16 protein-coding genes are annotated in these 19,444 nt (G+C 65.3%); 8 read left to right on the top strand and 8 right to left on the bottom strand.

Annotation, left to right across the window (positions count from 1 at the left end; translation table 11 throughout):
- A partial coding sequence (locus AAGD32_11730; protein ID MEM8874910.1) for a hypothetical protein occupies positions 1–1,898 on the top strand: 1,898 nt, incomplete at its 5' end.
- A 32-nt stretch (positions 1,899–1,930) separates the two neighbouring features.
- Here AAGD32_11730 and rny read toward each other — a convergent pair.
- A complete protein-coding gene (rny, locus tag AAGD32_11735; protein MEM8874911.1) occupies positions 1,931–3,517 on the bottom strand; it encodes a ribonuclease Y in 1,587 nt (528 codons plus the stop codon).
- 625 nt (positions 3,518–4,142) lie between these two features.
- Here rny and AAGD32_11740 point away from each other — a divergent pair.
- The 3 genes from AAGD32_11740 to AAGD32_11750 are packed head-to-tail and all read left to right on the top strand — an operon-like array spanning position 4,143 to position 5,919.
- Positions 4,143–4,346, top strand: coding sequence for a hypothetical protein (locus AAGD32_11740; GenBank protein ID MEM8874912.1), 204 nt, complete (start codon positions 4,143–4,145; stop codon positions 4,344–4,346).
- A gap of 17 nt (positions 4,347–4,363) precedes the next feature.
- On the top strand, positions 4,364–5,158 hold the full coding sequence (locus AAGD32_11745; protein MEM8874913.1) for an inositol monophosphatase family protein: 795 nt from the start codon (positions 4,364–4,366) through the stop codon (positions 5,156–5,158).
- A gap of 17 nt (positions 5,159–5,175) precedes the next feature.
- Entirely contained in the window at positions 5,176–5,919 is a 744-nt protein-coding gene (locus AAGD32_11750) for a hypothetical protein (protein ID MEM8874914.1), read from the top strand.
- Positions 5,920–6,147: 228 nt separating this feature from the next.
- Here AAGD32_11750 and AAGD32_11755 read toward each other — a convergent pair whose 3' ends face one another.
- Complete coding sequence (locus AAGD32_11755) at positions 6,148–6,576, bottom strand: phosphoribosyl-AMP cyclohydrolase (protein ID MEM8874915.1); 429 nt, start codon at positions 6,574–6,576, stop codon at positions 6,148–6,150.
- Positions 6,577–6,592: 16 nt separating this feature from the next.
- A complete protein-coding gene (locus tag AAGD32_11760; protein MEM8874916.1) occupies positions 6,593–7,120 on the bottom strand; it encodes an ACT domain-containing protein in 528 nt (175 codons plus the stop codon).
- 122 nt (positions 7,121–7,242) lie between these two features.
- Here AAGD32_11760 and AAGD32_11765 point away from each other — a divergent pair, with 122 nt between their 5' ends.
- A complete protein-coding gene (locus AAGD32_11765; protein ID MEM8874917.1) occupies positions 7,243–8,835 on the top strand; it encodes a cation:dicarboxylase symporter family transporter in 1,593 nt (530 codons plus the stop codon).
- Here the strand turns inward: AAGD32_11765 and AAGD32_11770 are convergent.
- Complete coding sequence (locus tag AAGD32_11770) at positions 8,811–10,151, bottom strand: GDSL-type esterase/lipase family protein (protein ID MEM8874918.1); 1,341 nt, start codon at positions 10,149–10,151, stop codon at positions 8,811–8,813. The genes AAGD32_11765 and AAGD32_11770 overlap by 25 nt on opposite strands.
- A gap of 23 nt (positions 10,152–10,174) precedes the next feature.
- Here AAGD32_11770 and AAGD32_11775 point away from each other — a divergent pair, with 23 nt between their 5' ends.
- Positions 10,175–13,579: a S41 family peptidase gene (locus AAGD32_11775; protein MEM8874919.1), complete on the top strand. Its 3,405-nt coding sequence runs from the start codon at positions 10,175–10,177 to the stop codon at positions 13,577–13,579.
- Here the strand turns inward: AAGD32_11775 and AAGD32_11780 are convergent.
- On the bottom strand, positions 13,558–14,781 hold the full coding sequence (locus AAGD32_11780; protein ID MEM8874920.1) for a glycosyltransferase family 4 protein: 1,224 nt from the start codon (positions 14,779–14,781) through the stop codon (positions 13,558–13,560). The two genes, AAGD32_11775 and AAGD32_11780, sit on opposite strands and share 22 nt — an antisense overlap.
- 182 nt (positions 14,782–14,963) lie before the next feature.
- On the opposite strand from AAGD32_11780, the gene AAGD32_11785 reads away from it, so the two are divergent.
- A complete protein-coding gene (locus AAGD32_11785) occupies positions 14,964–15,449 on the top strand; it encodes a hypothetical protein (protein MEM8874921.1) in 486 nt (161 codons plus the stop codon).
- Positions 15,450–15,637: 188 nt separating this feature from the next.
- Positions 15,638–16,135: a PilZ domain-containing protein gene (locus tag AAGD32_11790; protein MEM8874922.1), complete on the top strand. Its 498-nt coding sequence runs from the start codon at positions 15,638–15,640 to the stop codon at positions 16,133–16,135.
- A 4-nt stretch (positions 16,136–16,139) separates the two neighbouring features.
- Here AAGD32_11790 and AAGD32_11795 read toward each other — a convergent pair whose 3' ends face one another.
- Genes AAGD32_11795 through AAGD32_11805 form a run of 3 tightly spaced genes read right to left on the bottom strand, consistent with a single transcriptional unit; the run spans position 16,140 to position 19,402 of the window.
- On the bottom strand, positions 16,140–17,627 hold the full coding sequence (locus tag AAGD32_11795) for a glycine betaine ABC transporter substrate-binding protein (GenBank protein MEM8874923.1): 1,488 nt from the start codon (positions 17,625–17,627) through the stop codon (positions 16,140–16,142).
- Positions 17,627–18,355 (bottom strand): ATP-binding cassette domain-containing protein, encoded by a 729-nt coding sequence (locus AAGD32_11800; protein ID MEM8874924.1) that lies wholly within the window; start codon positions 18,353–18,355, stop codon positions 17,627–17,629. Before AAGD32_11800 ends, AAGD32_11795 begins: the two co-directional genes overlap by 1 nt.
- Before the next feature lie 45 nt (positions 18,356–18,400).
- Positions 18,401–19,402, bottom strand: coding sequence for a hypothetical protein (locus AAGD32_11805; protein ID MEM8874925.1), 1,002 nt, complete (start codon positions 19,400–19,402; stop codon positions 18,401–18,403).
- Positions 19,403–19,444 lie beyond the last annotated feature (42 nt).

Below are 19,444 nucleotides of genomic sequence, written 5' to 3' on the forward strand. Positions count from 1 at the left end.
CGGTCTTCTTCCGCAGCGGCACCCACCTCACCGGATACGTTGACCTGCGGGCCAAGGTCGGCGGGCAAGTCGCCTTCGACAACGCCACCGTCCTTGCCAAGCCAGGCTCGATGGCCGTCGATATGGACGCCGCCGACATAGGCGGTGTGGTCTTGATTCGGGATCGAACATTGCTCATCGGTAAAGTTCTTGCAACGTCAGCGAAGCTGCGGGACGGACTCTGGTGCAACTCGACAAGCAAGCGGACTGTTTGGGGTCGGCCGGGATCGGCCGAGCCACCCGTGGCGGTCAAGCCATGTGACCTGCATGTCGGCGGGATCGACCTTTCGTTCGCCGAGGTTTTCGGACCGCTGTACATCCACGCGGCCAGCGTCACCGGGCCGATCGTCGCCCGCCACCTGAAGGTGCATGGCGAGATGGACGTTTGCGGCAGCGTCGTTGGACCGCGATCGCCGTCGGACAACGAGAAAAAACTCGCCAGACGGTCGACCGACGGCTCGAAACCGGCGTTCGACGATTGGGATGAAGCGGCCAAGGCCGAACCGCTTTCGGATGGTCAGCGGGCGATTGATCTTGACATGGCGCGGATCGAGGGGCGGCTTTGGATCAAGGGGTCGCGGGTGCTGGGGGATGTTTATGCGGAAGACGTGGAGGTCACCGGGGAGGTGAATCTCGATCAGGCACATGTGCTCGGCGACGTGACGCTGCGGTCGGCGAAGGTGCATGGGCGGGTGTTCAACGACGCGTCGACCGAGCAGCCATACCCGCAGGTGCGGGGGAAGGTGGACCTGTCGTATGCGGAAGTCGAGCAGGTCGACTTGAAGTTCGGGCGGGGCGATGGCGTGCTGATGCCGAGCTACGTCGACCTCTCCGCCGCGAAGTGCGGCTCGCTGCAACTACGCGGCGAACTCGACTGCGGCAACGGTTCCGAGACTGCGGCCCGGACGCAGATCGGCGTCGACGGGTTGACGTTTGAAACGCTCGACTGCGCGGAACTCAGCGGCAAGAAGCGGCCGGCACTCACGCAGCGGGACGTGGCGCGGGTCCTGCTTGGGGCCTTCGTCGTCACACTCGCCGGCATGCTGTTCGGGCTGTCCGCGGCCGGCTGGGTGTTGCTTGCCGTACTGGTCGGACACGCCGGTCTGCTGCTTTGGATCGTCAAGCAGCCGTTGCCCGGCGTGAACTCAAACCGTGACGACGACGGACTGTTCACGCTGCTCGACCGCTCGTTTCCGTTCAGTGCCGGGTTCTACCAACGGGTCGAGGGCTGGCTGCGGGAGACGAGCAACGACCCGGTGGCCGACGAGGTGTTTCTTTCACGGCGGAAGCGCGAGGCTTCGGAGCCAAGGCCGGGTGGGGAGTTGCCGGACGGGATCCGGCCGGAGGCCGATCAGCGTGGCGGGCCGTTGCGGCGGTTGTGGATGTTCGCGCTCGATTTCTTCGTCGGCTACGGCGTTCGGCCGCAGCGGCTGGTGACGGCGTACCTGTTGCTCTGGCTGCTGAGCACGGCGGTGTTTTCGAGCCGCAAGTCGGTCGAGCGGCCGCTGGTGTTCGTGCAGCCGGCGGAAGCGGAAGCCGGCCCGACCCATTCGGTTGGACCGGCACGCAGCAGACTTGAGAAGCCCAACCCCTGGCCAACGGACGGCGGCTATCCGAACCGCGAGGACTGGGGATTGAGCAACGCATTCTTCATGGCGCTGCGGGTGCAGGTACCGTTTCTGAGCGTGCTGACCGAAAGCGAGGTCGAGCCATCGAGTCGCAACCTGACGTCGGCCGGTTGGCCGGGCGGGCTGACGTTCGAGAACTACGCTGCGACCGCCGCGGCGGCGAACCTGGTGCTCATCCCGCTGATGATCGCAGGGGCGACGGGCCTGCTGAAGCGCGACAAGCTTGGATGACAGAGGCGCGACGCCGTGCGTTGCTCGGCCGCCTACCGCGCATACTCCGTCGTGCGGACTTCGCGTAAGACTGTCAGCTTGACCTCGCCGGGGTAGCGGAGTTCTTCCTCGACGCTCTTGGCCATGTCGCGCGCGAGCTTGGCCATCGTGCGGTCATCGACCTTGCGGGCGTCGACGATCACGCGGACCTCGCGGCCGGCGTGGATGGCGTAGGCCTGACGGACGCCGTCGAACTTCATGCACACGTCCTCCAGCTCCGTGAGCCGGGCGATGTAGCGGTCGAGGCTCTCGCGGCGGGCACCGGGTCTTGACGCACTGACCGCGTCGGCGGCCATGATCAGCGGCGTGTACGGCGTGGTCGCCGGGACATCGCCGTGGTGGCCCAGCGCGGCGTTGAGGACTTCCTCGGCTTCGCCGTGGCGTTTGAGCACGTCGTGGCCGATCTGCGGGTGACCACCCTCGATCTCGTGGTCGAGCGCTTTGCCCAGGTCGTGGAGCAGGCCGGCGCGGCGGGCGACGGTGCCGTCGAGGCCGAGCTGGTCGGCCATCATCTGGGAGATGTACGCGACTTCGATGGAGTGCTTGAGCACGTTCTGGCCGTAGGACGTGCGGTAGTGCAGCCGGCCGAGCATGGGCAGGACCACCCGCGGCAGGTTCGGCACATGGGCCTCGGCGGCGGCCTTGGAGCCCATCTCGACGAGATTTTCTTCCATCTCCTTCTCGACTTCGTCGACGACTTCCTCGATGCGGCCGGGCTGGATGCGGCCGTCGGAGACCAACCGTTGCATCGACTCCCGTGCTACCTCGCGGCGGACCGGATCGAAGCAGCTGACCACCACGATGCCGGGGGTGTCGTCGATGATCACGTCCACGCCGGTGCGCTTCTCGAAAGTGCGGATGTTGCGGCCTTCCTTGCCGATGACCCGGCCCTTCATCGCGTCGTCGGTGATTTCCACCGTGCTGACCGTGTGCTCGGCGGTCTGGGCACTCGCGTACCGCTGGATGGCGTTGAGCAGGATGTCGCGGCTGCGGCTCTTCGCCTCGTCCTCGGCCTTCTCGACGGCCTTGCGCACCAAATCACCCGCCTCGGCGGCGTACTGCTTTTCGAGCCGCTCGAAGAGCACCTGCTTGGCGTGCTCCTCGTTGAGCCCGCTGATCCGCATGAGCTCCGAATGCTGCTGCTCTTCGACCTGGGTGAGCTTCTTGTTCCGCTGTCCGAGTTCGATCTCGAGCGCGTGAACTTCTTGGAGGCGGGCTTCGAGTTTGTGTTCCTTGTTGTCGAGCTTGCGCTCCTTCACGGAGAGCGTTTCGAGCTTGAGATCGAGCGTGTCCTCACGCTTGGCCAGGCGGGCTTCGATCTCGTCGAGCTTTTTGCGTTCCTGTTCGACCTCGACGTCGACCTCCTCACGCAGGTCGATGGCGTCCTTGCGGGCGAGCACCTCGATCTCCTTGGCCCGCGTTTCGGCATTGGCCAGGAGCGTGTTGCACCGCTCCATGTTCTCGGCCTGCTTGCGGGCCAAGGCATGGTCGTTGGACTTGTTCAGATAAAAATAGACAGCGGCGGCACCGATGATCAGGCCACCGAGCAGGCCGGTAATGGCGGTTAAAATTTCGAGCATCACGGATCCTTCCGCACCAGCGCATGGACAAACTCAACGTCCGGGCGGTTGGCGTTGGTGCGGAGAAGACGGCGATGTCGATCCGTGGTAACTGTGTTTTTGCCCAGCGGCTTACGTCACGTCGCCGGGCATGCACCGATTCAGCGAACCACTTTGGCTCCCGTCGGTACGAATGTTGATCATCGTGCGGGGAGGCATGTGTGGAGGTACATGAACGCGCATGAGGCAACGGGGTTCGGGTCGTGGCGACGGTGCAGCAGGGTTTCAGGGCCGCAGCATCGGTCGGGTCCCAAGTTGTCAATCGGCGGTGGTCATACTCGGCGGCATACGGGCCGCCCCGCCGTGGGGGATACAGTTTTGAAGCCCACCGTTGCCCATGTGTTAGCGGGTTCCGGCGGGGTCGACACGTCTCGAACATCACACGAACCGGCCGTCCGCATTCGGGACCGATCCGCACGCTTCCGCGAGCCGCACCTAAGCTCAGGCGACCCGTGTCGGCGTCTGGGTGACTAGGTGGATGTTAGCGACCGACCACATCGGCGGACAACCGCTTTCCTTTCTTTCTTCTTTTTCGTCCTCCCACGACATCAAGGGGTTGTTCCCGTGTCACCGCTAGACTCGCGACATGGTCTGGCTGCTTCTTGGACCGCTGGCATTTGGGACCGCGGTGATCTTCTGGCTCCGCTACCGCCAGCCCGCCGACGCGGATGAACCCTGGCGCGAGTCGCTCGAGGAAGACGACGATGCCTACGACCCCGAGTACGACGATGTCGAGGGAGACGACGAGATCGACGACGACTACGACACCGATGTCCGCCCATGGTCGTAATCGCCTACCGTGGCGGCATGGCCGACCTTGACCTCCGTCTCGCCCAGTCCGTCGCCGTCGAAGCCGCCCACAAGGCGGGCAAGCGGACATTGGCGTACTTCAACGCCGGAGTCGAGGTCGATGAGAAATCGGACGACACGCCGGTAACGATCGCCGACCGCGAGGCCGAGCATGTCGTCCGGGACTATCTCGCCAAACACTTCCCGACCCACACCATCGTCGGCGAGGAACACCCCGATGCCCCGGGCGATCCGAACTTCAAGTGGATCATCGACCCGATCGACGGCACCAAGTCGTTCATCCACGGCGTCCCGCTCTACGGCGTGCTCATCGGCCTGGAAGTCCGCGGCCGGATCGACGTCGGCGTCATCCACATGCCGGCCCTGGGCGAAACGATCTGCGCCGCCCGCGGCGAAGGGGCATACTTCAACGGCGGGCGGTGTAAATGCAGCGACGTAACGCGGATCGAGGACGCGACGATCCTCGCCGGCAGCATCACCCGCGTGATCGACCGCTCCGACGCGTATCGCAGCCTCGCCGACCGCGCCAAACTCAACCGCGGCTGGGGCGACGCCTTCGGTTACGCCCTCGTCGCCACCGGCCGCGCCGACCTGATGCTCGACCCGAAGATCGCCCCCTGGGACTGCGCCCCCATGCCGGTCATCCTCGAAGAATCCGACGGCTGGGCCGGCAACTGGGACGGCCAGCAAGACATCTACGGCCCCAACTGGCTCGCGGTGACGGGTGGGCTCAAGGGCGCGGTGCTTGCGGAGTTGGGGCAGCACCCGAAGCGCGAGACGTGGGCATACTGATTCCGCAAGTTGTCGGCATGCGTTTTCTGCCGTTGCTGCTATTGCTCGCCGCGGTGTCGTGTCAGTCCAAACCTGAGCCGGCACCGTCTCGCGGCAGCGGTTGGGGACCACTCGCCCTGATGACCTTGGTCCCGGAGGTCGGCAAGGGTGGCGACCTGCGCCCGTACACCGAAACGGTCATGAACGAGGGGGATCAAATCAACGCCACCAACGCCTATGGCACGATCAAGATCACCGCTGGCGCAGGCACACGGCGAACCTACGAGTGGGATAACGAACGCCAGTCGGGTCGGCTCAAGCCGCGCAGCACTCGTTGGTACGGCTCGCTCGGAATCTACGGCGACACGACGAAATTCATGGCCACCCCACGCGGTCGCCCATTTGCCCAAGGCGAGGAGGGTCGCCAATTCTTCAATTCTGTCGACGAGTTTCTCCGCTGGCTGAGAACAAAGAGCTCACGATACAAGCCGGTGTGGACCTCGGACGGCCTGGTCGTCCTGTTCGATGTGCGCGGCGACGGCCGGCGTCGATACCGCGCTTCGGTCGGTGTCTGGCAAATCTACATCAACGGTCGAAAACCGCATGATTTGCCCGGAGCACGTCCGGATTTGATCAGCATCACCGGCACTCTCACTCCGGACCACGTTGACCCCCACGATGTCGAGGTCGGTTACGAAAGGCGCCTCGCAAGCACACGGTTGGTGATCGACGATGCATACGACCCACTCGAAGACAACGAGTTCACGAATCAAGACCGATAGCGCATCGGCGAGTCAAGCGCCGGCAACTGGGACGGCCAGCAAAACATCTACGGCCCCGACTGGCTCGCCGTCACCGGCGGGCGCAAGGACGCAGTGCTTGGGGAGTTGGCGCAGCACCCGAAGCGCGAGACGTGGAAGTTTTGAGCCGCGTTGCTCCGCAACGCTGGTGGTTCGAACGTGCGAACGCCACCGCAGGTGCGATACTCCAGCGTTGCGTAGCAACGCGGCTCACTTCATCCCGTCCACAAATACCAACGACACGCCTTCACTCTCTGCGCCAACCTTCCGGTAATAGCACGTCGAGCGTGTGTTGCCGTCGGCACCTTTGGTGTGGCACACACCGGGGGTGGCGGGTTTGACGCGGTAGAGCAATGAGTTCTGCTCGCAGTTGACCCGGACATCGACCAGGTGCAGGACGTCGCCGCTGGTGGCACCTTTGCGCCACAGGACATTTCGGCTGGTGCTCCAGAGGACGGCTTGCTTGGTGCTGAGCGTCTCATGCAGGGCCGCTTCGTTGGCGTAACCGACGAACAGCACGTCGCCGCTTTCGGCGTTTTGCAGGACCACCGGCACCACCTGGCAACCGGCCGCGGCGATCTTGGTCAGCTTGCCGAAATCGATCGCCGCGATCGTGGACTCTTCAAGCTCCTTGGACATCCCGCACGGTAGCACGTCACATGCTCACCAGTTCCCAGCTCGCGCCGTGATGGTCGAGGAGTTGGCCGAGCAACTCGTGAAACTTCTCGGGAGCGACATCGCCGGGCAGGTCGATGGTGAGGTCGACGCGTTGCCGGCCCGGCGTGCTGATCTCGGCGCTGGCCTCGGTGATGTTCACGTTGAGCACGCGGGTCAGGTTGCTCACCTCCTTAAGCAAATGCACCTCCCGGGGCCCGTCGGCGACGAGCCGCATCGTGCGTGTCGCATGCGATGCGTCGCCGGCCTTGCGGAGGGTGATGTCCATCTCCGTCCGCTCGGACAGGTACGGCAAACCGCCACGGATACGTTCGAGTGCGTCGGCGTCGGCGGTAAACAACAACACCAAGGCGACGATCCCACGCAGCCGGGTGACTTTCATCTCCTCCACCTGCCCGCCTTGGGCCGAGAGGTGCTCGGTGATCGCGTCGAGAATGCCCGGACAATCTTGTCCGGCGGCGAGCAGGAGCGTTTGCGTGGGCGCAGCTTGGTCGTGCGGCTCGGCCATGCCGGGAGTGTATCCGACGAGCCGCCGAGGGCGTAACCGTCCGCCGACCGTGGCTCCACCAACCCTGCCGCGGAAAACGATGCCGCCGAACATTCGAAGCGCGTTGGCGTAGCATCGGTCAGATGTTCGGTCTCCGCATGCACTGGTGGGTATTTATCGGCATCGCCTTGGGCGTGCTGCTCGGCGCGCTGTTGCACGGGCACTACTACGAACGCATCGCGGCCCAGGCGTTGATCGACGCGGCCGAGGTCGAACTCGACGAAAGCCGGCTGCGTGCCGTGACCGAGGAGCTACGCGCCGAAGGGTTGTCGGAATCGGCCGCGGCGGAGGAGGCACGCCTCCGCGTTCGCGAGAAAACCGCCGAAGCCGTCGCGGCCCAAACCGTCATCAACCGCGACGACGGCATGCGCGAGGAACTCGCCCGGCTCGGCGCGCTCAACGACGTCACCGGCGCGGGGCTCACCGAGCAGAAACAAGCGGTACTCGCCAAGGACATCCAGTCCGCGCGGGCCGACATCTTCGCCGACACGACCCTCGGCGGCTTCGTCGGCTTCCTCGCCGACGCATTCCTCAAGCTACTGCGGTTCATCGTGGTGCCGCTGGTGTTCGTGTCACTCGTGACCGGCGTGCTGGGCCTGGGTGATCCGTCGCGTCTTGGACGGCTGGGGCTGCGGACGCTTGGCTGGTACATGATGACATCGCTGGTCGCGATCCTGACCGGGCTCGTCCTGGTCAATGCGTTGCAGCCGGGCAAGTGGACCGATGGGCTCGCGTTGCCGCTGGGCGAGTCGCCGACGCTCAAGGAGCCCGAAGGCTTGTGGCAGACGCTGTTGAACATGCTCCCGAGCAACCCGGTCGGCGTCGCGGCCGACAGCGATCTGTTCGGCGTCATCTTTACCGCCATCGCGCTGGGCATCGCGACACTTTTCATCGCCGCCAATCACCGCGAGCTGATCGCCAACTTCTTCCACGCCCTCATGGCGGCGATCATGAAGATCACCATCGCGATCCTCTGGCTCGCGCCGATCGGCATCCTCGCACTGGTCGCCGAGCTCGTCGCGCTCTCGGGCATCGGCGTCTTCCTCGATCTCATCGGCTACGTCGTCACCGTCGCACTCGCCCTCTCGGTCCATGGGTTCGTCACGCTGCCGCTCATCTTCTGGCTCTTCACGAAACGCAACCCGTACAAGATGATGGGCGCGATGGTGCCGGCACTGCTCACCGGCTTCTCGACTGCATCGTCCTCGGGCACGCTGCCGCTGACGATGGAACGGCTGCGTGACAACGTCGGCGTGAAAAACGAAGTCGGCTCGTTCGTCCTCCCGCTCGGGGCGACGATCAACATGGACGGCACCGCGCTCTACGAAATCGTCGCGGTCCTCTTTGTCGCACAGCTTTACGCGGCGCTACCGGGGACCGACTTCACGATCACGATCTTCGATCAACTCATCATCGTCGCCTTGGCGTTGATGGTCAGCATTGGCGCGGCCGGTATTCCGTCGGCGGGGCTGGTGATGATGGTGATCATCTTCCAAGCGGTCGGGCTGCCGTTGGAGCTGACCGCCCTGCTCTGGAGCGTGGATCGTCTGCTCGACATGGGCCGCACGACGGTAAACATCTGGTCCGACAGCGTCGGCGCGACGACGGTCGCCCACTTCGAGGGGGCGATCGAGGAAGACAAGCTGTTCGATCAGCCGCAGATGGCGACCGCCTGATCCCCGGCGTCCTGCAGCGTTGCCACGGCGGCTTCGATCTCGAGCCGCACCGCATCGAGGGACAACCCCGCGGCGTTCGTCTCCGAGCCCCCCTCGGGCAACACCACCTCGATCGGCACGGCCTGCTTCTCGCGGATCAGCTCGATGAACCCGATCACCGCGGGCCGCAAGGTGCGCACGTCAAACCCCGCCGTCTCCCAGACTTCGCGGCCGATGGGCAACGTGATCTTCTCGGTCGGCGTATCGCGCAGGTGCCGGGCCGCGGCCGGATCGAGTAAGCCGACCTCTCCGACGCGTTGCGTGCCCTTGGTCGACAACCACGGCGTTCGCATCGGCGCCAGCACCTTCGCCGCGAAACGCTCGGCCAGCAGCGCGTTGCCGCCGTCGTTCGGGTGCAACAAGTCCGGCATCCCGGCCATGTCCCCCGGCCCGATCAGCTCCCGTCCATCCACGTACCGCTCGCCCAGCAACGCCGCGGTTTCGCGGACGTGATCACGCAACTGATTCAGCGTCATCCCGCACCCGCCGACCTCGTCCTCGCGCGGCGGTGAACTGATCGGGCCGACGAGCGTGAGCGGCGTGTCGGTGTGTTTTTCGCGAATGATCTCGACCAAGCCGGCAACGGCCGCGGGGAAGGTTGTTCGGTTGAGCCGGGGGTCGCCGTAGACGTTGATGCCCAGGCACAGCGTGATGAAGTCGGCCGGTGTGTCACGAATGAGCCGGGCCATGTTGATCTCGAGATAGCAGTTGCCGCTCATGCCGAGATTGATCAGGTGCAGGTCGTTCTCCCGCGCGACCACGGTCGGCCACGCGGTCAGCGGGCTGGACGCGTCGGTGCCATGCGTGATCGACGAGCCATAGGTGAGCCAGCGCGGCCGATCGTCGGTGCGTGCTTCGACGGTCGCGCCGTCGTCGATGTCGATGCCGCGGAGTTTCAAATCCGAGAGTTGGCCGAGCCAAAGCTCGACCGTTTTCATCGCCGGGTCGAGCCCGTCGAACTCGAAGCCGTCACCGACATGCCGTCCGTCAACGACCAGTTGCGACAGGGGCGTCATTGGATCGATGGCGCGGAACCGCAGCGTCGTGCTGTCCGTGCGAAACGTCAGGCGAATCCCCGCACCGGCACTGGCCAGGTGGCTCGGTTTCATCGGCATCTCGCCGACCGCCAGCGGCTCGGTCGCGAGGTTCGGAAACATCATCCAACGCTCGAACGACACCCGCCACGGTCGGACGAAACCGCCGTGCTCGTCGTCACCGATCTCCACACCGAGCACGCCGTCGAAGTGCAACGCGGGATGTTCCAGGGCCAATCGCATTCGGGCAGGATAACCTTGCGGCAATGCTTTCGCTCATCCTCGCTGCCGTACTCGCCCAGCCCGCCGTGCCCGTTGCTGATGAGGGGGTCGACCTGGGCAATGTCGATCTCGCCCGCAAGCCCGCCGTCTCGCCGGACGGGCAGACGGTGACGTTCACCTGGCGTGGCGATCTTTGGAAAGCACCGGTCGCCGGCGGCGAGGCCGTCCGCCTCACCGCACACCCCGCCGCCGACCTCGGCAGCGCGTGGACCGACGACGACACGATCGTCTTCGAGTCCGACCGTGCCGGCGGACGCAATCTCTTCGCGCTCGACGCCGACGGCGGCGTACCAACGCAACTGACTTTCGACGACCGATTCCTGCACCTCGCCGACGTCGCGGGGGGTAAGGCGCTCGTCAGCAGCTACGCCGAGCCGGACGTGTACCGCGCTCGCCGCATGTACCAGATCGATCTCGACGGCCCGGGCGACCTCGAGCGTCTCACCGGCGCGTTCGGCGAACACCCGCAGATGTCGCCCGACGGAAAGCGCATCCTCTTCACCCGCGGCAACGACGGCTGGGACCGACGCGGCAACACCGGGCCCGACACCCGCGACGTTTGGCTCTACGACGTTGAAGCCGAAACGTTCCACCAGCTCACCACGCAACGCGGCAATGACGGCCGCGCGATTTGGGTCGACGACGACAGTTTCGTCCTGCTATCCGAACGCACCGGCACGACACAACTGCACCTTGCCACGCTCGACGCGGCAGGCACCGCCATTGTGGAACTTCGGCAACTGACCGACGGCGCGATGGATGTCGAGGACGTTGCGGTCGGCGGTGGGACGGTCGTGTTCAGCCGGTTCGGACGGTTGTTCACCGCAAGCCTCGACGGCGGCTCGCAGCCGATTGCGATCAACGCCGCGGCCGATGTCGGCGCCGACGTGCGGGTGGTGAACGTCTCCCGCGAAGCGAGCGAAGCCGCTCTCTCGCCCGACGGCAACGCATTGGCCGTCGTCGCCTACGGGCAGGTCTTCATCCGTGGCACTGCGGAGCGTGCGCCGACCCGCCGGGTCACCACGGACATGGGCGTGTACGGCGATCTCGCGTGGAGCCCCGACGGTGGGCGGCTGTACTTCACCGGCCACGACGGCGGCGTCGACACGATCTTTGCCGCGACGCCGGGGCTCACGATCGACGACGTGCGGGCGTCACTGGACGACGAGCCGGTCGAGGAGGAGCCGATCGAAGAAGAAGCTATCGAGGAAGAACCGACCACCCGGCCGACGACCGCTCTGGCGACTCAGCCCGCCACGCAACCAACGACAGAGCCGGCCGAAGATGACGCCAACGTCGAAGCCGAAGAAGAGCCCGACGCCGAGCCAGCCCCCGACTTCTCCGCAGCCCTACGGTTCGACATCGAAACCGTCGTCATCGACGACGCCGGCGCACGGGCCCCGGTCCCCTCGCCCGACGGCACGCAACTGCTCTGGCACCGCGGTGTCGGCGACCTGGTCGTGCGCGACCTGATCACCGGCGAAGACACCGTCCTGCTCGACGGTTGGAGCGACACCCTCTCGTACCGGTGGATGCCCGACGGCGGCGCGGTGCTGTACGTGACCGAGGACAAAAATTACAACGCCGACATCTGGCACCTCGACCTCGAGGACGGGGCCGATGCGGTCAACCTCACGCGTCACCCCGACGACGAGTACGTCCCGCAAATCAGTGCCGACGGGAAGATCCTCGCGTTCCTTTCGTCGCGCACCGCCGACCAGTACGACGTTTGGCAAGTCTGGCTCGACGAGGACATGGAAGCGCTCTCGCCGGTCGAGCTCGACGCGTACTTCGACGACGCGGCCAAAGCGGTCGGATCGGCCAAGACCCCGCCGGTCCCGGACCTCACGCCGACGACCCAACCCGCCACGCAGCCGGCAACCCAACCGGCAACCGCGCCGGCTGAGGAATCCGTCGAAGAAGACGCGCCCGACCTCGAACTCGACGACGCCTACCTCCGCCTCGCCCGCATCACGCGCAGCACCGACGACGAACGCGATGTCGCCCTCACCCCGGACGGCAGCCGCATCCTCTACCGCGTCGGCCGTGATCTCATGCTGCTCGAGCGTGGTGACGATCCCCGACGCATCGCTGGCAACGTCAGCATGCAACACCTCACCGCCGACGGCGGCGCGGTGATCGTCATCGACAACGGCCGGGCGGTGGAGCTGGGCCTGCCGCGCGGCGATGCCACGCCGATGCCGCTGGACCACACGCTGCGGCTCGACCCCGCCGAGTTCAACGCGTTGAAGTTCGACGTCGCCATCAAGGAACTCGGCGGTATGTTCTACGACGGTGACCGCATCGACGCCGGCTGGCACCAGCGCGCCGAGCAGTACCGCAAGCTCGCCGCCGCCGCGGTCACCGATGGCGAGTTCGATCATGTCGCCAACCGGTTCATCGGACACCTCAACGCCTCGCACCTGGGCATCTTCTCACCCCGGCCCAGCGACGACGCGTTCGTCCGCTACGGCCGGCTCGGCATCACGACGGAGCGCGACGGCGACGCCGCCGTCGTGACCGAGATCCTTGATGGCGGCCCGGCGGACGTCGGCAGCTTCGCACTGGAAGTCGGCGACCGCATCACCGCCGTCAACGGCGTCCCGCTCACCCCCGACACCACCCTCCGCAAGCTGCTGGCCAACACCGTCGGCGAAGAGACGCTCATCGACGTCACCCGTGGCGAGAAGTCCGGCCAGGTCATCCTCACGCCCACGAGCTTCGACCGATTGCGCGTCCTCGCTTACCAGGCATGGGAGCGGGCCAACCGTGCCTACGTCGAAGAGAAGTCCGAAGGCAAGCTCGGCTACATCCACATCCGCGGCATGGATCAGAACTCCCTCGATGAGTTCGAGCGCGACCTCTACGCCGCCGCGAACGGCAAAGCCGGCCTGCTCATCGACGTCCGCAACAACGGCGGCGGCTGGACCACCGACCGACTCCTCGCGTCGATCATGTACCCGTCGCACGCCTACACCATTCCGCGCGGCATGGAAGGTCGCCCCACCGACGGCTACCCCCACGACCGCCTGTTCATTCAGCGGTACGACCTGCCGATCAACATGCTCGCCAACGAGAAGTCCTTCTCCAATGCCGAGATCGTCAGCCATGCGTTCAAGACGCTCGGCCGAGGCACGCTCGTCGGCAACGAAACCGCCGGCGGCGTCATCTCCACCGGCGGCACCTCGCTGCTCGACGGCACACGCGTCCGCCTGCCCTTCCGCGGCTGGTACCTGCCCGACGGGACCGACATGGAACTCAACGGCGCGGTGCCCGACATCCAGATCGTGCAAAGCCCCGACGACGAGGTGAACGACAACGACCGCCAGCTCGACGCGGCCATCGCTGACCTGCTCGAACGCCTCGATCAGCCGGACGCCGGCAACTGATCGGCCAGCGCAACGAGCCGGTCGTAGAGCGGGTCGAACGTTGTTTCCGAGTCGAGGCGCTGCTCGGCGGCGTCGCGGGACTTCATGCCCAGCGTCGTGCGCTCTTCGGCGTTATCGATCAGGTTCCGCATCGCCGTGACGAACGCCGACTCGTCGTCGAACGGGCAGGTGATCCCGTGCGGCAGCATCTCAGGAACGCCGGCCATGTGGCTGCTGATCGCCGGCACGCCCGCCGCCCCTGCCTCGCCGAGCACGACCAGGCAGGTGTCGTGAAACGTCGGGATCACCATGAGGTCCGAGCCGGGCACGAGCTCGCCGACGACTTTGTCATTGGGCACCGAGCCGTGCATGACGAGGTTCTTGCCGGTAATCGGTGGTGCCCAGCCGCTGATGATGTGCAGCTCGGCCCGATCGGCGAAGTGTTCCTGGTGCCAGCGGACCAACCGCTCGCCGCCCTTGCGCTTGAAGTCCTGGCCGACGAAGATGATCTTGACCAAGTCGCCTTCGGCGATCGCCTTGGCACGCTCGGCCCGTTGCTGCTCGATGAGTTCGCGCGGCGGGATCACCACCGGCGGCGGGAGCACCATCATCTGCTCCGCCGTCGCCGGCGTGTCACGCACGATCGCATCGGAAAGCCATTGGCTCCACGCCACCGCCAAGCCCAGCCCCTCCCAGTTCGGCGCGTCATAAGCGATGAGCTTGCGGTTGGCCCAGTTGAGCGGCCGGGCGGGCTGGTCGGTCGGCTCGGTCAGGCGATGATGCACGGTCGAGATGATGTCGGTCATGATCGACCGCACGATCGGATGGTCCGGACGCTGCCGGGCCCAGCGGGTCTGGGCGTTGGCAAACGTGCTCGTGTCGCTGAGCACGACATCGAACCGGCGCAGGTCCAGCGGACCGTTGAACCACTTCCACAAGACCGACTCCCAAACACGCCGGCGCCGAACGGGCGCAAGGTCCAGTCCCTTGAGCGCGCGGATCGGCTTGCTGGCAACCTTCATCGGGAACGAGTTCTGCAGGTAGAGCGTCACGGCATCGACGTCGTCCCGCTTGGCGGCATGGCGCTGACGGTGCTCGGCGACGGTCTTGGTGCCGAAGGTGTTGGCCGTGAGGAAGAGGATGCGGGCCGGCCCCGACCGCCGCATTGGCGGCAGTCGATCTTCTCCGATGTTCTCAAGATTGCGTGAAGAGGACCAGTCCATAATCGACGACTATCGCGGAAGTCAGGAGAGGATCAACGATAAACAACTAACGCCAAAACAGGTAGATTTATCGATTCATCGCAAACGGACGCAATCCGTCAACGTCCGAAAGCCGATGCTCCACATGTGCCGCTCGACGGCTTGGGGATACAAACTGAAGTTCGCTTGTACCGGGGATGCCCATGCGTTTAACCGCCGAAGTTTTTCAGCAAATCAGTCAGCAGCTCAGCGGCTATGGCGCGTCCAAGCGGGATATCGCCGACCGGACCGAGCCAAGGGTCGGGCTCCGCGCCTGGGCGCATGTTCTGCCCGAACTCTGCGACGACACCGGTCAAGGCAAGCCGATCAAGGTCACGATTACCGACATCGCCTGGGGCGGGGTGGGCCTGGTGCTGCCGGTCAAACTCCCTCACGGTGGGACGTTCGTGCTCTTTCTCCCGCGCGACGGCACCGGTGTCGATACACCCCTGCTCATCCGCTACAGCGTGATGCATTGTCTTCCGCTAGCGAGCAGCACCCTTTATCGCGTCGGAGCCAAAGTGATCGAGGTGTTCGACGCCCCGCCGATCCGCTCGGCCCCAGCGCCCCACGCCGCGGCCGAGATGCCACGCCTCAGTGACACGCTCCGCCAGTTCGCTCTTCACGGGATCAGCTCCGAGGCCGCATAGGCCAAAAGACCGATGGTCAGAACTCGGCCAAGACGTATTGATTCTCGGAACCACTTGATCCGGTGTGGCATTCACAATGCACCCGTCGCAACTGGTCGATACGCAAATTGTCGCATGTCCAAAATGTGTTCGGACATGGCCGCAGTTTTCGGGGACCAACGGCCGACTCAGGGCCCAAACGAAGTGTCGTGCAACTGAACGCCCTCCTTTATCGCTCGATCGTGTCGCAGCTCAACGGCGACACCACAGGGGACAAAACTTCCCTGCGACGTACCGAACCGCGCGTCGGCCTGCGGGCGTGGGCCAACCTCATCCGCGTCCACTGCGATGACGAGGGCTACCGCTACGAACGCCTGCGTGCCAACGTCACTGACCTGAGCTGGGGCGGGGTGCGCTTGGTGATGACCGAACACCTGCGGCGCGGAGATTCGTTCCTGCTGCACCTGCCCAGCGAAACCACCGGGCCGCTGTTCGTGAAGTACGTCGTCATGCACGTTGTCCAGGTCGATCAGAACCGGCTGCGCGCCGTGGGTGCGAAGGCCATCGGCGTCTACGAGGTCGGCCACGGCGAGTTGAGCCTGCGCTGTGACGAGCTTGCCGCGAACGACGACGACATCCACGCCCCGCGTGTGAGCGACCAGATGCGCAAACTCCTCACCGCACACGAACCGGCCAAGGTCGCCTGACCGCTCACCGCTGCAACCCGCGCGGGACGATCAACCGCTCGAGCACGCGAAACAGCCCACTGACCAGCAGCGCCAAGACCGCCGACGCGATCGCGCCTTCGAGCATCAACGCGGTGTTGTCGGTCCGCAGTCCGCGAAAGATCGGCTCGCCGTATCCGCCAGCCCCGACGAACGCGCCCAGCACCGCGAAGCCGACCGTGATCACCGCGCTCGTCTTGATCCCCGCGAGGATGCTCGGCAACGCCAGCGGCAGTTCCACACGCAGCAACCGATCGCCCGGCGACAGACCCAACGCCCGCGCCGACTCGACTAGGTCCGGCGCGATGCCAGCGATCCCCGCTTGCGTGTTTCGTACGATCGGCAGCAAGGCGTAGAGCATCAGCGCCAACGCCGCTGGCCAGAAGCCCAAACCCAGCAGGGGAATGAACAGGATCAAAAGCGCCAGCGACGGGATCGTTTGGATGACCCCGACCCCGCCCGGGACGACCGCGCCCAGCGTCGGGTTCTTCGCCGCGGCGATACCCAACGGAATCGCGATCACGATCGCACCGGCCATCGGCACGAGCGTGAGCAGCAAGTGCCAACCCGTCCAGCCGAGGATCTCACGCACCTGAATCGCTGTCGTCCGCTCCAGCGGCTGTGCGTCGCGGTCGAGGTTCAGGAGTTCGGCGATCACCTCGGCGCCAACCGCCGCTTCACGCTGCTTGTCGATCACAACCCGCTTGTTCGCGGCGGACATGGTCGTCGCGTCGATCAACCCGTCCATGCGTCGCCACTGAGCGACGACACCGGGATGACGTTGGTCCATGTCGAGCCGGTAGAGCACCACGGCGTCGTAGACCGGAAAGTGCCGGCGATCGTCCTCGAGCACGACCAAGTCGTACGCGGCGATTTCCGCATCCGTCGCGTACACGTCGATCGCGTCGGCACCGCCGTTGTTGAGCGCGGCGTAGCCGAGGGCGTGGTCGAGCCCGCGGACGTCCGTCTGTGACAGTCCGTATGTCGCCGACAAACCGGGCCAACCGTCGGGCCGATCGAGGAACGCCGTCGACACCACGAAGCGAAGATCGGGGTGATCGCGCAGGTCGGAAATGGTCCGTAACCCGCGTGCTTGGGCGACATCGCGCCGAACGCCGATGGCATAGGTGTTGTTGAACCCGACGCGTGCCGCGATGCCAAGACCGCGCTCGGCAAGAACGGCTTCGAGGTTCGCTTCGGTCACGTCCTCCCCCGCAAGCAGTTCGGCGATGAGCGTGCCGGTGTACTCGGGATACGCGTCGATCTCGCCGCGTTCAAGGGCCTTGAAGCAGATGATGCTGTCGCCGAGGCCGCTGCGTAGTTCGGCATCGACGTCCGCCTCGTCGGCCAGTTCGTCAAGCATCGACGCGAGGATCGCCGACTCGGCGAACGTCTTGCTCCCGACCGCGACCGGATCATCGGCGGCATCGCAACCGATCACGAACACGATCAACAAAAGCCAAAGTCGTCGCATCACGCCGCCTCCGTTTCGTGGGTGAGGCGTTGGGCGTTGATGAACGCTTTGACGTAGTCGTCGGCGGGCCGCTCACGGAGGTCGGCCGGCGTGCCGCGTTGCACGATGGAACCGTCGCGCATCAACACGACCTCGTCGGCAAAATACGCCGCCTCGGCCAGATCGTGCGTCACCATCACGACCGTCTTGCCGAGCGAACGGAAGATCTCCCGCAGATCACGTTGCAAGTCGGCCCGGATGATCGGGTCGAGCGCGCCCAAGGGTTCGTCGAGCAGCAACGCGTCCGGGTCTGTCATCAACGCCCGCATCAGCGCGACGCGTTGTCGCTGACCGCCGGAGAGTTCGCCGGGGTAGCGATCGAGCAATTCACCGGGCAGATGAACGAGCTCGGCCAGCTCCCGCGTGCGCGGCCCGATCGCCTTGTGACCGATCCGACGGGCCAGGAGCGTGACGTTGTCGGCGGCGGTCAGGTGCGGGAACAACCCGCCGGATTGAATCACATAGCCGACGCGACGCCGGACCGACTCGACGTTATTCGGCGTCACCGGCTTCTCGTCGAACAACACCTCGCCGCCGTCCGGCTCTACGAGACGCAGCATCATCCGCAACAGCGTCGATTTCCCGCAACCGCTCTGGCCGAGCAGCGCGAGCGTCTTACCCACCGACACTTCGAGATCGAGACCATGGATGTTGGCGTACGACTTGGAAACGCCACGCAGTTCGAGCATGCGACGCACCGTAGCACAGATCGCCGATCGCTTCAGATGAGCGGATTACTCTGACGCATCATCGACAACCTCTTCGACCGCTTCTTCAGCGGCGTCGGTCGCTTCTTCGGCTACGTTCGCGGGGGTGATCGTCGGCTCGCCGAGCGTGATGACCTGCTCGAGCGTGGCGGCACTCCCGGGAGCGACGACCTGCAACGGGCCGACATGCTCGAGTTCGGTGTAGTGCCAGTCCGGATCGGTCGGCGACCAGTTGCGGTAAAACGTGACGTTGAACCCGCCTTCGGGATACACGCCTTCCCTGCTCGGACCGACGCTCGTGAGAACGGTGCCATCGGTGCCGCGGTACTCGACCGTGCCGTCGGGGCTGAAGAGAAAGACCTTGGAGCTGCCCTCCTGCGGGACGTCGGTGTGGATCGTGAACTGTTTGTCGCCGTACTCGTAGCTGCCGTGACGCGGGTCCGCATTCATGAAGTAACCGATGCGGCGGAGCAGACGCGGCTGGCCGTTCTCCTCGCCGATCTGCAACGTGTAGTCGGTGGTCATCGTGCCGCCGTTGGGGATCGACGCGATGGACCACGCGGCCATCTCACGCGCGTCGGTGCCGGTGTTGATCAGGCGGTGCAGGATGGTCAGTTGCGGCAGGCCGTCCTCGCTCTCGCCGAGTTGGACATCGAGCGCGTTCTGCAACTGCGATTTCTCATCCGGCTCGGCGATGATGCGCACGCTATCGCCCGTCGCGCCGGCAACCTGTGCCGGCTGAAGGTTCGCGAGGTTCCAGTTCTCGGTCTGCACCGGGTCGAGCACGCAGGTGCGGATGCCGGCATACGGGTGTTCGGCGGTGAGGATCGCGTTCTCGCCGTTGAGCGCGCGGAAAACCAACACCCGCGGGTACGGCTCGTGGGCCACGAACGCCACCGCCTTGTCCGAACGCAACCACGTCCCGGCGTACTCGGTGATCTCAAACGTCGGCGGAGGGGCGATCGTCGGCTTCTTCTCACAGCCAACCACCAGCGACATCAACACGGTTGCAAGCAGGGTCCAGCGCATGAGCGCGAGGATAACCAAACGCTAGCAAATGTGAATGCGAGC

The organism is Planctomycetota bacterium, assembly GCA_039182125.1.
In the GTDB taxonomy this organism is placed as follows: domain Bacteria; phylum Planctomycetota; class Phycisphaerae; order Tepidisphaerales; family Tepidisphaeraceae; genus JBCDCH01.

Coding starts and splice junctions, on each gene's coding strand:
- rny (MEM8874911.1), bottom strand. CDS start 3,517: ATGCTCGAAATTTTAACCGCCATTACCGGCCTGCTCGGTGGCCTGATC.
- AAGD32_11740 (MEM8874912.1), top strand. CDS start 4,143: ATGGTCTGGCTGCTTCTTGGACCGCTGGCATTTGGGACCGCGGTGATC.
- AAGD32_11745 (MEM8874913.1), top strand. CDS start 4,364: ATGGCCGACCTTGACCTCCGTCTCGCCCAGTCCGTCGCCGTCGAAGCC.
- AAGD32_11750 (MEM8874914.1), top strand. CDS start 5,176: ATGCGTTTTCTGCCGTTGCTGCTATTGCTCGCCGCGGTGTCGTGTCAG.
- AAGD32_11755 (MEM8874915.1), bottom strand. CDS start 6,576: ATGTCCAAGGAGCTTGAAGAGTCCACGATCGCGGCGATCGATTTCGGC.
- AAGD32_11760 (MEM8874916.1), bottom strand. CDS start 7,120: ATGGCCGAGCCGCACGACCAAGCTGCGCCCACGCAAACGCTCCTGCTC.
- AAGD32_11765 (MEM8874917.1), top strand. CDS start 7,243: ATGTTCGGTCTCCGCATGCACTGGTGGGTATTTATCGGCATCGCCTTG.
- AAGD32_11770 (MEM8874918.1), bottom strand. CDS start 10,151: ATGCGATTGGCCCTGGAACATCCCGCGTTGCACTTCGACGGCGTGCTC.
- AAGD32_11775 (MEM8874919.1), top strand. CDS start 10,175: ATGCTTTCGCTCATCCTCGCTGCCGTACTCGCCCAGCCCGCCGTGCCC.
- AAGD32_11780 (MEM8874920.1), bottom strand. CDS start 14,781: ATGGACTGGTCCTCTTCACGCAATCTTGAGAACATCGGAGAAGATCGA.
- AAGD32_11785 (MEM8874921.1), top strand. CDS start 14,964: ATGCGTTTAACCGCCGAAGTTTTTCAGCAAATCAGTCAGCAGCTCAGC.
- AAGD32_11795 (MEM8874923.1), bottom strand. CDS start 17,627: ATGCGACGACTTTGGCTTTTGTTGATCGTGTTCGTGATCGGTTGCGAT.
- AAGD32_11800 (MEM8874924.1), bottom strand. CDS start 18,355: ATGCTCGAACTGCGTGGCGTTTCCAAGTCGTACGCCAACATCCATGGT.
- AAGD32_11805 (MEM8874925.1), bottom strand. CDS start 19,402: ATGCGCTGGACCCTGCTTGCAACCGTGTTGATGTCGCTGGTGGTTGGC.